Genomic DNA, 15,527 nt, shown 5'->3' on the forward strand with positions numbered 1-15,527 from the left:
GATGAATTTGCCGTTAGGCCGAGATAAAGCTATCGAATGCAACACTGAGCTTTCGAAGCCGATCCAGATCGTTGATCTCTTTGCAGGCCCTGGAGGGCTAGGCGAAGGGTTCGCATCATCGGGTAACGGAACCCGGTTCGAGATCGTGGTCTCAGCTGAAATGGACCCTGTTGCTCGGGAAACGCTAAAGCTGAGAGCGTTCTACAGGCTACTAAAGCTGAAGAAACCTGATCGGCTTTGCGATTACTACGATTTTTGCAACGGCCATAGTCAAACGCCTTTCAGCGATACAAGCAAAGCCCTTTGGCTTGAGGCCGAAGAAGAGGCTAGGTGCATCACCTTGGGGTCGGAGAAAGGTGACGAAGAACTCGATAAGATTCTCGACGACCGACTCAAGGATCGACCTTGGGTGCTTATCGGTGGCCCTCCTTGTCAAGCCTATTCAATCGTAGGTCGATCACGAAATCAGGGAAAAGCCGATTACAGCGCCGAAAATGATCATCGCCATTTCCTCTACAAAGAATATCTGCGGATCATCAAAGAAAGGAAACCCGCAGTTTTCGTCATGGAAAACGTGAAGGGGATTCTGTCCTCGAAAATTGCCGGTGAAAGTATATTCGCACAAATACTGCAGGACCTTACTGATCCTAACAAGGCTCTCGGTGATCCCGCGCCCGGTACAAAGTATCGTATCTGTTCCCTCGTGACGGGCCAGTCCTTCGGCCCAGGTGATGATGTGAATAAGGTGGATCCTCGCGGCTTTATCATCAAAGCCGAGGAACATGGCATCCCCCAAGCTAGGCATCGGGTAATCCTCCTAGGTATTGCCTTGGATGATGAAGGAAATATCCCTGAGTACGGGAGCGTTCCCGAGATCACTGGGCGAGTCAGCACGAAGCAGGTTCTCGGTGAGCTTCCAGAACTGCGTAGTCGACTCACAAAGCAGCGTGATGACGGAGAAGCTTGGTATAGGGAAGTTGCAAACCAGCTCGATGAGCTTAGATCTGAAGTAGACGGTAGAGTCGAGCCGAAACTTGATTCTGCGATGAAAATTGCACGTGACGCACTTCTGTCAACCTCTTTGGATGTTGGCGCGCTTCGAGTAGCTCGCCGCAAGGGAGACGGAAAAACCGGCGATAAAAATCTGGACCGGTGGTATCGCGATGACAACCTAGAACATTGGCTGAATCACGATGCGCGCGGGCATATGTCTTCTGACCTGCGCAGATATATGTTTGCTAGTGTCTATGCCCGGGCCTACAAGACGTCTCCGAAAGGGCATCAACAGTTTAGCCTTTCAGGTCTAGCCCCTGCCCACAAAAACTGGGAAAGCGGCAAGTTCAGTGATCGTTTCAGAGTCCAGCTGGAGGAACTTCCGGCAACGACCGTTACTAGTCATATATCCAAGGATGGGCACTACTTTATACACTATGATCCCAAGCAATGTCGAAGCTTGACGGTAAGGGAGGCCGCTCGTCTTCAGACGTTTCCTGATAATTACTTCTTTCAGGGGAATCGAACTCAACAGTTTCATCAAGTCGGAAATGCAGTGCCACCATTATTGGCAAACAAGATTGCTTCAGTTGTGTATGCCGTAGTGTGCAAGAAAACTCGAGAGACAGAGCAAGACTGTCTTCCTGAGGTGTCATCAGTGGCATGGACAGCTAATGCATAGACTGGAGCGAAAAATATTTTCGCTTGGTCAGTTCGAAATAGATAATCGTTAAAATGATCAATCTCTCAATTGCTGTCGACATAGCGGGAATACCATCCGTCGACCAGTGTTCAAGTTGGCGGATGCTCGGAATGCGCCACGACATCCCGACTTGCGCAACTAGGGCGGTTGCCATCGCTGTGGCAGCAACTCAATGTGGCGGCAGGTGAGGCCCGGGCATCTTTTGAATATGCTTATGGATCATGCCCGTTAAGCTTATCCGACGGGATCAAACTCATGATCGCCGTCACCCGTGGACCGCTACGCATTGAGCAGGCAGAGAGCCAGTTCTAGCGACCTAACGCACAAAGCTGGATCTGGTTCTCGGCCCAACTATTGCAGATGTACCTACAAAGAATGCTGGAGGCAATGGCTTGGCTCTATATCGGGTGCTCCAGGTCTTCCAATGTAGGCAGAAAAGCGATGTATTAAGTTTGGTAGAAACTTTGGTGATATCGCGGCTATTATATTATTAGGATCTAGTTCGGAATATTTGATTGTGATTAGCTCGTCAAAGTTAACGATTTTTGGGGCTTCTCCTTTATTTAGTGGGGGCAAAAAATGTGTAAATAGATTGTTTGCTTGGTTAATTAAGGCTCTAAGAGATTTGTCGTCACCTTTTTCAGCTGCATCCAGATATTGCCTGTACTTAGGATGGTCATTGCATTTTGCCAAAAGAACAATTTCATTTTTTGAGTATCTTACAATATTACAAGCCGGTGTCAGAATCACCCAAGTCTCGTCTCCTATGCTTATTAGATCCCCCGTCATAATGTTGTTGCGGATGACTGGATGAATATAGCTTTCTTGAGGGTGGGACTTTGTAGTGCTGTTGACTGTCAAGATGCGGTCTGCGATATTTTCTAGAATCATCCTTAGGGATGACTCTGCCGGGATAGTACTGCCTAGTTCAGAAATTCTATCCGCTACTCCACTATGAAATAGAGTTGCTAGTTCTTTGTTGAGTAATTCGAACGACTGTTGCATCAATGAGATTAATGGTAACTTGGTTTTGATCCAATGAAATATTTTGGTTTCGGCATCCACTTCTTTCGTGAATTTTGCCATGGAACTTCTATCTAGCGTGTCATCTTCTACGTCAGAAGGCTTGCCAGTGAGAATGGCTATGGGGCAAGGCGATATTTCCTTAAGTTCTTTAATGAATAAATTACCTGTGGTTACTGCATCGCTTCCAGGTATACCGGTCGCTATTTTTAGATCTGTAACAATTATGTCGAATTTCTGAGTGGCTATTGCTGCTTTAGCTTCTTCAATGCCGGGGACACAATGAACGACAAAGGCTATTTTGTTTTCCGGTACTGCTCCATATATTTCTGCTTCTTTTAGGAAGCCATCCCAAAGATTTGTTTCATCCTCTATATAAAGCAGGTGTATGTTATTACTCATGAGTCTTGGCTTCCTTTATTTTTATTTCGAAAGTGCATCCGTGGGTAGAGTTTATTAAATTTAACGAGCCGCCGGTGCGGGCAAGCGACTCTTTAGAGATCGCGAGTCCTAGACCTTGTCCATCAGAAACTTTTGTAGTGAAGCCTGCCTCGAATACGGACTCTTTAAAGTCTTCTTTAATTCCAGGTCCATTGTCTTCTATGCGTATTAAAATGTAGCCTGATTCTTTGTATGTGGTTATATTTATTCTTGGTCGGCTGTTGGATTGCTTTATAAGCCAGAAGATTGAGTTGTCTATTAGATTTATCAATGCTGTTTGTATTTCATCGCCGTAACCGATGTAGTTTAGCTCTTTTTCGCCCTCGAGCATTATTGTTATTCCGTTGTCAGTCGCTTTGTTATGCATTACTTCGATGGAAGAAATTGTATGGGTGTAAGCATCTTGTACCGTTGGTGGGCCAGATCTTTTAGTTGCTAGCGGGTCCAGTTGTGTCAGGAGTTTCTCCATCCTTGCTGATTGCTTTATGTTTTCCTCGGTTCTGAATAGATACTTTGCTTTTATTTCTGGCTCTGGATCTTGGGAAGTTATTTTTTTCCAGTCGTATTTAAGGTGCTTAAGTAAGCTGCTCATAGATTTAAGAGGGTTTCTCAGTTCGTGGAGAACCTCAGCGATAATCTTACCGAGAGTTGCGCGAGCCTCTAAAATTCGCTCATGCTCGATCTGCTCAATTATTCTTTTTCTAAGTTCTTCTTGAGCGTGATCAATTACCAGGCGAGCATTGTCACGTTTTTGCAGAGGGATTTCGGAAAGAATTTTTTCTTTCCATGTGAATTCTGCTGCTTCGATGAAGTGCTCGTGCCTTGGTTGTCTTTTTCCCTTGCCGGTGCCTTCCCTGACTTTTCGGCGCATTGGTTCAATTGTTGAGCCTAGCAACTTCGTGATTAACTCTTGCAGCCGCTTGTAGCTACCATTTGCTTCTAACCCTTCGCGACTGCTTCGCTCTATAAGGTTGCTATTTCTCTCATCGGATATAGTAATAAAACCCGCAATTTGATTTGAGCCAATCCGCATTGAAGGATTGTCAATGCGTCTTCTGCTCAATTCTAACCAGTCTTGGTCTTTATCACCGTAAGGACGAATTCTGAAGTCGTCTCTATATATTCCTACGCCTGTCATGTCATCAAGAATTTGACGTGCTGCTCGTTTTCCATAACCTTGAAGCCCCGCTCTTGATATTAGTGCTTCTATGGATTCTGTCTCTCGATCAAATACCAGAAGTCTAATTTTTAACTCGCCGCAGGGTAGCTGTCCAGATTGCAGTTCAATTGGAAAGCTTTCATGAATGCTTTCAGAGTAGGGTTCTCCGAGAGAATGAAACCTCATATCACCAGAGAAAGTACCATCTTCATCAAACGTCCCAATTACTTCGTAATCTGCACTGTCGAGAATAGGTGCTGGTTCAACTTTCAATACCTCAGTTTCAGTGTCGTGATCAAACGTTATTGGTTTCGATGTCTTTAATGCTCTGCGTAAATCTAGGTAGATTGAAAACCCGTTTTCTGAGTTGGGTTGGATGTTTTCTTCAGTGTCTTCTTTTTTTATAGGGGAGATTAAGCGTCTTAGCTCAATATTTAGATCTGCTATTTCCTTTGAGATCCAGTTGTCTCGAAGCTCTTTTATTTTTACGGTAGTTCCAGTGGGGTAATCTCTCGGTCTTAAGCTTCTTCGGATTTGAATTCGAACATCATCTAAATAATTCTGTGCGTCAAACTCTTTCCAGTCAATTTTTACTGTGGTTATTTCCGTGTTTCTCCCATCTGCGGTAGCGGCGGAAGTGGTCAAAGTCATCAGCTCTCCAAGGCGAGCTGCGGCGAATCTACCAATTCCTTTTGACCCTAGTAGTCTTCTCCCAGTGGCGGAGTGGCTTCTTTTAACTTTATGATCGGTTGCTGGCTCTAACCAAGAATTGACAATAGTGTCAAACGTCATCCCATGGCCATCATCGGAGATTTCTATCCAAGACGTCTGTTGCTGTCTCGCAATGATTTTTATTGTGCAATGAGTGGCATCAGCGTCATGCGCGTTTTTTACTAACTCAACTACGGCAGCGATAGGGCCGCTTACCAATTTGTCGCCAATGGTTCTGATTAGCCTAGCTCGTGGTTTGAACTTAAATGGTTCCACTTTCAGCTGCCTTTTTCGCAAATGTTAGATTCTTATAACAATTGGATCAGTGTTTTTTGTTTATATCATGCCATTTTGATGTCATCAATAAATTACTCAATACGGATTTAGCTTTTTGCTAGAAATTAACATTCGATATGATCAAGCAAAAAAAAAGGCTACCAAAATGGCAGCCTTCTTGAAGTGTGTGCGGCGAGAGCTTTAATCCCAGCTCAAAGCCCCACCAGTCTGATACTCAATAACCCGAGTCTCAAAGAAATTCTTCTCTTTCTTCAAGTCCATGATCTCGCTCATCCAAGGGAACGGGTTAGTCGTCCCTGGGTACTCTTCCTTCAAACCAATCTGGCTCAAACGACGGTTAGCGATGAACTTCAGGTAGTCCTCCATCATCGCCGCATTCATCCCCAACACCCCACGAGGCATGGTGTCACGAGCGTATTCAATCTCCAGCTGAGTCCCCTGCAGAATCATCTGGCTCGCTTCTTCCTTCATCTCAGCATCCCACAAGTGCGGGTTTTCGATTTTGATCTGGTTGATCACGTCGATGCCGAAGTTCAGGTGCATGGATTCGTCGCGCAGGATGTATTGGAACTGCTCGGCGACGCCGGTCATTTTGTTGCGGCGGCCCATGGAGAGGATTTGGGTGAAGCCGCAGTAGAAGAAGATGCCTTCCAGAACGCAGTAGTAGGCGATCAGGTTGCGCAGCAGTTCTTTGTCGGTTTCGACGGTGCCGGTTTCGAACTTTGGATCGGAGATCGAACGGGTGTATTTCAGGCCCCAGGTGGCTTTTTTCGCGACCGATGGGATCTCGTGGTACATGTTGAAGATCTCGCCTTCATCCATGGCCAACGATTCGATGCAGTACTGGTAGGCGTGGGTGTGGATCGCCTCTTCGAAGGCCTGGCGCAGGATGTACTGGCGGCATTCCGGGTTGGTGATCAGGCGGTACACGGCCAGGACCAGGTTGTTGGCAACCAGGGAGTCGGCGGTGGAGAAGAAGCCGAGGTTGCGCATCACGATGCGGCGCTCGTCGTCGGTCAGGCCTTCCGGGTCTTTCCAGAGGGCGATGTCGGCGGTCATGTTGACTTCTTGCGGCATCCAGTGGTTTGCGCAACCGTCCAGATACTTCTGCCAGGCCCAGTCGTACTTGAACGGTACGAGTTGGTTGAGGTCGGCGCGGCAGTTGATCATGCGCTTTTCGTCGACAGCAACGCGGGCGGAGGCGCCTTCGAGTTCGGCGAGGCCTTCGGCGACGTCGAGGGTGTCCAGGGCAGCTTTGGCACGGGCGATTGCGGCAGAGTCGCTCGCGGTAACAGCGCGAGCTTCTTGAGCGGCGACACCACCAGCGGTGTCGAGTCGGTCCATGTTGGCTTCGGTCGCGTGGCCGGCGTTGGCGCCTTTTACCACGGTCTCGCCGCTGTCTTCTTTGTCGAATTCGTCCCAGCTCAGCATGACGTGTCGTCTCCTGCGTGAGGGCCAGATTGCCCGTGTGAAAACTGATAGGTTGGTTTTTCACACAGCCTTTTCTGGCCGCGTTGGATCTAAAGGAAATCGTTTGTTGCAGCGGTACAACGCAGGCAATAAACAGAATTTTGTACGGGTGTTCCGAAGCCGCTGATGGGCGCAGAAAACGTGAACCGCTCTGCGTGGGCTTCAGACTGGCTTTTCACCCCTGTAAGGGAATATTGCAGGCCCGTTTAAGTGCGCATTATAAGGAAATTTTCGGCCCCGTGGTGCGGCGAAATGGCACTCGGAGCGGTCGGCGAGGGGCGTTTTCAGGTTGGAGCGAGGGTTTACAGGGCTTTGGCGGAGTAAGTTTTTTTTTCGGTTGTTTTGGCTGGTTTTTGACGGTGGGAGCAAGGTGTTCGCGTGGTTATGGTCTGGTGTTGTGTTGCAAGCCAGGTGGGGCGGGGCTTTCAGGGGATGGGAGGGTTTTTTGTGGGCGGGATTGTGTGCAGTTTTTGGCTGAAAATGTTTTTGAAAAAGGTTGTTCAAAAAACAATCAAAAACGGCGTTTTTTACTACATGTAGTGGTTTTGGTCGATTTTTGACCACTCCAGACACAACTAAGCCCGACCGAAGTCGGGCTGTGATGTCGCGTTCGATTTTCAGCTGAAACGAGCTGCACCTACGTGGTCCGAACCGTCAGCGGCGACCTTGGCAGCGCCAGTGTGATCGAAGCCGTCAGCAGCAACCTTGGCAGCGCCAGTGCGATCAAAACCATCCGAAGCGAAAGAAGCCGAACCAGTGTGGTCGTAACCGTCAGAAGCGACAGCCGCTTCAGTGAAAGTAGATGAGCCAGTGCGGTCGTAGCCATCGGCGGCGAAGGTGTTAGCGGCCAGGACGGAAAGGGTCAGGGCGAGGATCAGTTTGGTTTTCATGGTAGTGGCTCCAGGTTTTTTGGCGTTTTGTGCCTTGGGTGTGGAATTCATCCTACGCCAACTATTTTGATTAAAAAGCGCAAATAAACGCTTAAAGCAATCTTGTTTATCGATCTATTGGGTTGGCGGTTTATCTGTCTTTAATAGGTGAGCTTTGGGGGAAAGATCAAAAGATCGCAGCCTGCGGCAGCTCCTACATGGACCGTGAACCGTGGAGTGCTGGGCTTGAGGGGCGGATCAGCCGTTAGAGCAGCCGTTACCCATGACGCTGTAGCGCAGAATGTGCCGCTGACCTTTGGAGTCGTCGTATTCCATTTTGGCCGGAACCACTTCGCAGACGTTCGGGATTTCGCTCATCGATATAACTTTGGCGATGTCCAGGTGGGTGGAGTAGGTGTATTCCTCAATGGCGGGTTGTTGCTGTGCTACATCAGTCGGGACCTCGTCCGCCATGGCGGTTGCGCACAGACTGCTGAGGGCCAGAACCCATAAAGCTTTCATTTGATATTTACCTTTCTGAGGTCGAATGGGGTCACGCAATCTTTTTGGGATTGCGTGTGGCGCTTTAATAAAGAGTCTTGGATTAACTGCCTTCGTGGGGGCTGCAACTGGGTTAATCGCGTTTGCCTTGTTGGCGAAACCGATTTTAGGCCTGGGGATGGCGTGCATATAGCCGTGCTTTTGATAAACACCTTTGGCAGATTTGGTAACAATCCCCGAGAACTCGCCCGTAATCACTGCGCAGAATCTGCCGAAGATGGCGATCTTTCGACTTTAAAAAGCTGAAGATCAAAAGATCGCAGCCTTCGACAGCTCCTACGAGGGCCCTGATAGCCGGGTTTGAGCGCCTCGTCGCGGTATAGCCACATTTTGTAGGGGCTTGTTACTACCATCGTCGAATGGTTCTATAGGCCCGGCCCGGCTACAACTGGGGCCATACAAAAACAACTATTCCACCGAGGTAAGAAAGATGAGTGCGGCTTCTTTGTATCCCGTTCGTCCCGAGGTAGCAGCCAACACGCTGACTGACGAGGCCACCTATAAGGCCATGTACCAGCAGTCGGTCGTCAACCCGGACGGCTTCTGGCGCGAACAAGCCAAGCGCCTCGACTGGATCAAGCCTTTCACCACGGTGAAGCAGACATCCTTCGACGATCACCATGTCGACATCAAATGGTTCGCCGACGGCACGTTGAACGTTTCCTACAACTGCCTCGACCGTCATCTGGCTGAGCGCGGCGATCAAATCGCGATTATTTGGGAAGGGGATGACCCTGCCGAAAGCCGCAACATCACCTACCGCGAGCTGCATGAAGAAGTCTGCAAGTTCGCCAACGCCTTGCGCGGCCAGGATGTGCACCGCGGCGACGTGGTGACAATCTATATGCCGATGATCCCCGAAGCCGTGGTCGCCATGCTGGCCTGTACCCGGATCGGTGCGATTCACTCGGTAGTGTTCGGCGGTTTCTCTCCGGAAGCCCTGGCTGGCCGGATCATCGACTGCAAATCCAAAGTGGTGATCACCGCTGACGAAGGCATTCGTGCCGGCAAGAAAATCCCGCTGAAGACCAACGTCGACGACGCGCTGACCAACCCGGAAACCAGCAGCATTCAGAAAGTCATCGTGTGCAAGCGCACCGGTGGCGACATCAAGTGGAACCAGCATCGCGACATCTGGTACGAAGACCTGATGAAAGTGGCGGGCAGTGTCTGCGCGCCGAAAGAGATGGGCGCCGAAGAAGCGCTGTTCATCCTTTATACTTCCGGTTCCACCGGCAAGCCGAAGGGCGTGCAGCACACCACCGGCGGTTACTTGCTGTATGCGGCGATGACCCACGAGCGCGTGTTCGACTACCGTCCGGGCGAAATCTACTGGTGCACCGCCGACGTCGGCTGGGTCACCGGCCACACTTATATCGTCTATGGCCCGTTGGCCAATGGCGCGACCACGCTGCTGTTCGAAGGCGTGCCGAACTATCCGGACATCACCCGGGTGGCGAAGATCGTCGACAAGCACAAGGTCAACATCCTCTACACCGCACCTACCGCGATCCGCGCGATGATGGCGTCGGGCACCGCCGCGGTAGAAGGCGCCGATGGCAGCAGCCTGCGTCTGTTGGGTTCGGTCGGTGAGCCGATCAATCCGGAAGCGTGGGACTGGTACTACAAGAATGTGGGCAAGTCCCGTTGCCCGATCGTCGATACCTGGTGGCAGACCGAAACCGGCGGCAACATGATGAGCCCGTTGCCGGGCGCTCACGCGCTGAAACCTGGTTCTGCGGCGCGTCCGTTCTTCGGTGTGGTGCCAGCGTTGGTCGACAACCTGGGCAACATCGTCGAAGGCGTGGCCGAGGGTAACCTGGTGATTCTCGATTCGTGGCCAGGTCAGGCGCGCACGCTGTACGGCGACCATGACCGCTTCGTCGATACCTACTTCAAGACCTTCCGTGGCATGTACTTCACCGGTGACGGTGCGCGTCGTGACGAGGACGGTTACTACTGGATCACCGGTCGCGTGGACGACGTGCTCAACGTTTCCGGGCACCGCATGGGTACTGCCGAGATCGAAAGCGCAATGGTCGCTCACCCGAAAGTCGCCGAAGCGGCGGTGGTCGGTGTGCCGCACGACATCAAGGGGCAGGGCATCTATGTCTATGTCACATTGAACGCTGGCGAAGAGACGAGCGAGCAGCTGCGCCTGGAATTGAAAAACTGGGTGCGTAAAGAGATCGGCCCGATTGCTTCGCCGGATGTGATTCAGTGGGCGCCGGGACTGCCGAAAACCCGTTCGGGCAAGATCATGCGCCGGATTCTGCGCAAGATTGCTACGGCTGAATACGATGGGTTGGGGGATATTTCGACCCTGGCGGATCCGGGTGTGGTGCAGCATTTGATTGATACGCACAAGACCATGAACGTCGCTTAACAGCGGTTCTTGAGTCATCGAAGCCCCACCAGGTGTTGAGCCTGGTGGGGCTTTTTGTTGTTGAAGATCAAAAGATCGCAGCCTGCGGCAGCTCCTACAGGGAATGCGTTCGGCGTAGGAGCTGCCGAAGGCTGCGATCTTTTGATGTTGATCTTCCACCAATAATTATCGGTGTCCGCCGTAGGTCAATTCCCACTGTTACCCATCACCCTTCAAGTTACCGAATGTGTAACCACACGCCCGGCAACGAGGCATTGGGAAACGCAAAGCCCTGTTTCAGGGCCTCTCAACCCGGCATGAAAAATAAGACACAACGCTGCGCTTGCCGGATTAGAAGGGTTTGCCAATAATAGGCCCGCAATTTGCAATATAGATCGGTTCACTGTCTTTTGCTCTTGCATGAAATTGCAAGGCTGTCAACGCGCTTAACCCGCATTCTCAGTGCATCTGTAATTTGTTGTCGCATTGAAGAAATATCGGCTTCGGACCTGTCGTTAGAATGCCGATCACTCGCTCGTCGTTGCCTGCGTTGAAATCAGCGCACGGTTCGTAGGACGCAGCCGTTTAACCCATTCGCATATTGGGCTGTCGCTCACTCTGCCGTTTTTGCCCTTTACCGATGGAGTCCCAAGATGAAGAAACTTGTGCTGCTTGGCGCCCTGGCACTGTCCGTGCTGTCCCTGCCGACCTTCGCCGATGACAAGCCCGTAAAAATCGGTATCGAAGCAGCTTACCCTCCGTTCGCCTCCAAGGCGCCGGACGGCAGCATCGTGGGTTTCGACTACGACATCGGCAACGCCCTGTGCGAAGAGATGAAGGTCAAGTGCGTATGGGTCGAGCAAGAATTCGACGGCCTGATCCCGGCACTCAAAGTGCGCAAGATCGACGCGATCCTGTCGTCCATGTCGATCACGGAAGACCGCAAGAAGTCCGTGGACTTCACCAATAAGTACTACAACACCCCGGCTCGCCTGGTCATGAAGGCCGGCACTCCAGTCAGCGACAGCCTGGCTGAGTTGAAGGGCAAGAACATCGGCGTGCAACGTGGTTCGATCCACGAGCGTTTCGCCCGCGAAGTCCTGGCCCCACTGGGTGCCGAGATCAAGCCTTACGGTTCGCAGAACGAAATCTACCTCGACGTGGCCGCCGGTCGCCTCGACGGCACCGTGGCAGACGCGACCTTGCTGGATGACGGTTTCCTGAAAACTGACGCCGGCAAGGGCTTCGCCTTCGTTGGCCCGGCCTTCACCGACGTCAAATACTTCGGCGACGGCGTAGGTATCGCGGTTCGCAAGGGCGACGCGCTGAAAGACAAGATCAACACCGCGATCGCTGCCATTCGTGAGAACGGCAAGTACAAGCAAATCCAGGACAAGTACTTCGCCTTCGATATCTACGGCAAGTAATCGTCCCCGCAACAAGTCCGAAATGGCGCAAGCAACAGGATCTCTGAGGTTTGCGCCATTTTTTCATCCCAACTTTCGAGGACCTGAATCATGTTGAAAGGCTACGGGGCTGTCATCCTCGATGGCGCATGGCTGACGCTTCAGCTCGCCTTGTCGTCCATGGTCTTGGCCATCGTTCTGGGTCTGATCGGCGTTGCGCTGCGTCTGTCCCCAATACGCTGGCTGGCCTGGCTGGGCGACCTGTATTCCACGGTGATCCGCGGTATTCCCGATCTGGTGCTGATCCTGCTGATTTTCTACGGCGGCCAGGACCTGCTCAACCGCGTCGCGCCGATGCTCGGCTATGACGACTACATCGACCTGAACCCGTTGGCCGCCGGTATCGGCACCCTGGGCTTCATCTTCGGTGCGTACCTGTCGGAGACCTTCCGCGGCGCCTTCATGGCAATCCCGAAGGGGCAGGCAGAGGCCGGCATGGCGTACGGCATGAGCAGTTTTCAGGTGTTCTTCCGGGTGTTGGTGCCGCAGATGATTCGTCTGGCGATTCCGGGTTTCACCAACAACTGGCTGGTATTGACCAAGGCGACCGCGCTGATTTCGGTGGTCGGTCTGCAAGACATGATGTTCAAGGCCAAGCAGGCGGCAGACGCTACCCGCGAGCCTTTCACCTTCTTCCTCGCAGTGGCGGCGATGTACCTGGTAATTACCAGCGTCTCGTTGCTGGCATTGCGTCACCTTGAGAAGCGCTACTCGGTAGGCGTAAGGGCGGCTGATCTATGATCTTCGACTACAACGTCATTTGGGAGGCCTTGCCGCTGTACTTCGGCGGCCTGGTGACCACCCTTAAATTGCTCGCGCTGTCGCTGTTCTTCGGCCTGTTGGCGGCACTGCCGCTGGGGCTGATGCGCGTTTCCAAGAACGCCGTCGTCAATATGAGTGCCTGGCTGTTCACTTACGTGATCCGCGGCACGCCGATGCTGGTGCAGCTGTTTTTGATCTACTACGGTCTGGCGCAGTTCGAAGCGGTACGTGAAAGCTTCCTCTGGCCATGGCTGTCCAGCGCCACGTTCTGTGCGTGCCTGGCCTTCGCCATCAACACCAGCGCCTACACCGCCGAAATCATCGCCGGCAGCCTGCGCGCCACGCCGAACGGCGAGATCGAAGCGGCCAAGGCCATGGGCATGTCGCGCTTCAAAATGTACAAGCGGATCCTGCTGCCATCGGCCCTGCGCCGGGCACTGCCGCAGTACAGCAACGAAGTGATCATGATGCTGCAGACCACCAGTCTGGCGTCCATCGTGACCCTGATCGACATCACCGGTGCCGCGCGCACGGTCAACGCTCAGTTCTACTTGCCGTTCGAAGCCTACATCACCGCCGGCGTGTTCTACCTGTGCCTGACGTTCATTCTGGTGCGCCTGTTCAAAATGGCTGAGCACCGCTGGCTGGGCTATCTGGCCCCGCGGAAGCACTGATATGGAACGCATCGATCATGCATTGCCGTGGAGCCACCTGGGCAGCGAACGCCGGATTTCGGTGTTCCGCTTCGGTGCTGGTGAGCGCAAGGCCTATATCCAGGCCAGCCTTCACGCCGATGAACTGCCGGGGATGCGCACGGCCTGGGAGCTGAAAAAGCGCCTGACCGAACTCGAAGCCCAAGGCTTGCTGAACGGTGTGATCGAACTGGTGCCGGTGGCCAATCCACTGGGCCTCGGTCAATTGCTTCAGGGTAACCATCAAGGGCGTTTTGAAGCCGGCAGCGGCAAGAACTTCAACCGGGATTTCGTCGAGCTGAGCGAGCCCGTGGCCGCTGAGCTGCAAGGGCATCTGGGTGACGATCCTCACGCCAATATCCGTTTGATCCGTGAAACCATGAGCGATGTGCTGGCTGCCTTGCCGCCTGCCGCGAGTCAGTTGCAAGGCATGCAGCGCATCTTGCTCAGCCATGCTTGCACCGCCGATGTGGTGCTGGATTTGCATTGCGATTGCGAAGCGGCACTGCACATGTACGCCTTGCCGCAACACTGGCCGCACTGGCGTTCGCTGGCTGCGCACTTGAACGTCAAGGTTGGGCTGCTGGCGGAAGATTCCGGCGGCAGCTCCTTTGACGAAGCGTGCTCGCTGCCGTGGCTGCGTCTGTCGCGTCTGTTTCCGGATGCCCAGATTCCACTGGCCTGCTTGGCGACGACCATCGAGTTGGGTGGCCAATCTGATACCGGTCGCCCAGAGGCAGAGGCTCACGCCGAAGGCATTCTGGCGTTCCTTGCCGAGCAGGGTTTGATCAGCGGCGAATGGCCAAAACCTGCGCAAGAGGCTTGCGAAGGCATGCCGTTCGAAGGCACCGAATTGCTGTTCGCTCCGCATCCTGGCGTGGTGAGTTTTCTGCGTAAACCCGGTGAGTGGGTTGAAGCGGGCGACGAGATTTTTGAAGTGATCGATCCGTTATCGGATCGGGTCAGCACGGTGTGTGCTGGTACGTCCGGGGTGCTGTTTGCCATTGAACGGCTGCGTTATGCCCAACCCGGTTTCTGGCTGGCCAAGGTGGCGGGGCGCGAAGCGCTGCGTCACGGGCGCTTGCTCAACGACTGACTGACTGTTTTTGTGAGAACCGACCGCATGTACAAACTTGAAGTCCAAGACCTGCATAAACGCTATGGCAGTCACGAAGTGCTCAAGGGTGTGTCCCTGAAAGCGGCGGCTGGCGATGTGATCAGCATCATCGGCTCCAGTGGCTCCGGCAAAAGTACTTTCCTGCGCTGCATCAACCTGCTCGAGCAGCCGCACGCGGGCAAGATTCTGCTCAACAACGAAGAGCTGAAACTGGTCGCCAACAAGGACGGCGCGCTGAAAGCCGCCGACCCGAAACAGCTGCAACGCATGCGTTCGCGCCTGTCGATGGTGTTCCAGCATTTCAATCTGTGGTCGCATATGACCGCGATGGAAAACATCATGGAAGCGCCGGTCCATGTGCTCGGCATGTCCAAGACCGAAGCCCGTGAAAAGGCCGAGCACTACCTGAACAAGGTCGGCGTTGCTCATCGCAAAGACGCTTACCCTGGCCACATGTCCGGCGGCGAGCAGCAGCGTGTGGCGATTGCCCGTGCGCTGGCGATGGAGCCTGAGGTGATGTTGTTCGACGAACCGACCTCGGCCCTCGACCCTGAGTTGGTCGGTGACGTGCTGAAAGTCATGCAGGCCCTGGCGCAGGAAGGCCGGACCATGGTGGTGGTGACGCACGAAATGGGCTTTGCCCGTGAAGTGTCGAACCAGCTGGTGTTTCTGCACAAAGGCGTCGTCGAAGAAAGCGGCAACCCGCGCGAAGTGCTGGTGAATCCGCAGTCTGAGCGTTTGCAACAATTTTTGTCCGGCAGCTTGAAATAATCAGGACTGCCGTTGTGCACAGGGATAGTGCATGCTTCGTAGCCTGAAGGCTGGCTACGATTCCCTGTAGGAGCTGCCGAAGGCTGCGATCTTTTGACTTTGATTTTCAAGATCAAAAGATCGCAGC

The 15,527-nt window shown here is 52.8% G+C and carries 12 protein-coding genes; 7 read left to right on the forward strand and 5 right to left on the reverse strand.

All coding sequences use genetic code 11. From position 1 onward, the window contains the following. The first annotated feature begins 1 nt into the window (after position 1). Positions 2-1,675, forward strand: a complete 1,674-nt coding sequence (locus TU81_RS06530) for a DNA cytosine methyltransferase (protein ID WP_048394151.1) — start codon at positions 2-4, stop codon at positions 1,673-1,675. Between the two features lie 387 nt (positions 1,676-2,062). Here TU81_RS06530 and TU81_RS06540 read toward each other — a convergent pair whose 3' ends face one another. From TU81_RS06540 to TU81_RS06560, 5 genes are all read right to left on the reverse strand, one after another. Then, complete coding sequence (locus TU81_RS06540; protein ID WP_048394155.1) at positions 2,063-3,121, reverse strand: DNA-binding transcriptional response regulator; 1,059 nt, start codon at positions 3,119-3,121, stop codon at positions 2,063-2,065. Then, positions 3,114-5,306 (reverse strand): sensor histidine kinase, encoded by a 2,193-nt coding sequence (locus TU81_RS06545; protein ID WP_048394157.1) that lies wholly within the window; start codon positions 5,304-5,306, stop codon positions 3,114-3,116. Before TU81_RS06545 ends, TU81_RS06540 begins: the two co-directional genes overlap by 8 nt. Positions 5,307-5,507: 201 nt before the next feature. Then, positions 5,508-6,758 carry a ribonucleotide-diphosphate reductase subunit beta gene (locus TU81_RS06550; protein WP_048394159.1) on the reverse strand — a complete coding sequence of 417 codons (1,251 nt, stop codon included), beginning with the start codon at positions 6,756-6,758 and terminating at the stop codon, positions 5,508-5,510. A 656-nt stretch (positions 6,759-7,414) separates the two neighbouring features. Then, on the reverse strand, positions 7,415-7,687 hold the full coding sequence (locus tag TU81_RS06555) for a hypothetical protein (protein ID WP_048394162.1): 273 nt from the start codon (positions 7,685-7,687) through the stop codon (positions 7,415-7,417). A 237-nt stretch (positions 7,688-7,924) separates the two neighbouring features. Further along, positions 7,925-8,188, reverse strand: coding sequence for a DUF2790 domain-containing protein (locus TU81_RS06560; RefSeq protein ID WP_048394165.1), 264 nt, complete (start codon positions 8,186-8,188; stop codon positions 7,925-7,927). Between the two features lie 469 nt (positions 8,189-8,657). Here TU81_RS06560 and acs point away from each other — a divergent pair, with 469 nt between their 5' ends. The 6 genes from acs (at position 8,658) to TU81_RS06590 (ending at position 15,400) form a co-directional block, all read left to right on the forward strand. Further along, positions 8,658-10,613 (forward strand): acetate--CoA ligase, encoded by a 1,956-nt coding sequence (acs, locus tag TU81_RS06565; RefSeq protein WP_048394167.1) that lies wholly within the window; start codon positions 8,658-8,660, stop codon positions 10,611-10,613. Between the two features lie 632 nt (positions 10,614-11,245). Beyond that, the gene (locus tag TU81_RS06570; RefSeq protein ID WP_038979417.1) at positions 11,246-12,019 is read left to right on the forward strand and encodes an ABC transporter substrate-binding protein; all 774 of its coding nucleotides are present in this window, start codon (positions 11,246-11,248) and stop codon (positions 12,017-12,019) included. Between the two features lie 90 nt (positions 12,020-12,109). Further along, complete coding sequence (locus TU81_RS06575; RefSeq protein ID WP_007904805.1) at positions 12,110-12,799, forward strand: ABC transporter permease; 690 nt, start codon at positions 12,110-12,112, stop codon at positions 12,797-12,799. Continuing rightward, positions 12,796-13,494 carry an ABC transporter permease gene (locus TU81_RS06580; RefSeq protein ID WP_038979418.1) on the forward strand — a complete coding sequence of 233 codons (699 nt, stop codon included), beginning with the start codon at positions 12,796-12,798 and terminating at the stop codon, positions 13,492-13,494. Before TU81_RS06575 ends, TU81_RS06580 begins: the two co-directional genes overlap by 4 nt. A 1-nt stretch (position 13,495) precedes the next feature. Beyond that, positions 13,496-14,608, forward strand: coding sequence for a M14 family metallopeptidase (locus tag TU81_RS06585; protein WP_048394169.1), 1,113 nt, complete (start codon positions 13,496-13,498; stop codon positions 14,606-14,608). A 27-nt stretch (positions 14,609-14,635) separates the two neighbouring features. After that, positions 14,636-15,400: an ABC transporter ATP-binding protein gene (locus TU81_RS06590; RefSeq protein WP_007904680.1), complete on the forward strand. Its 765-nt coding sequence runs from the start codon at positions 14,636-14,638 to the stop codon at positions 15,398-15,400. The last annotated feature ends 127 nt before the right edge of the window (positions 15,401-15,527 follow it).

Source organism: Pseudomonas lini (assembly GCF_001042905.1).
GTDB lineage: Bacteria > Pseudomonadota > Gammaproteobacteria > Pseudomonadales > Pseudomonadaceae > Aquipseudomonas > Aquipseudomonas lini.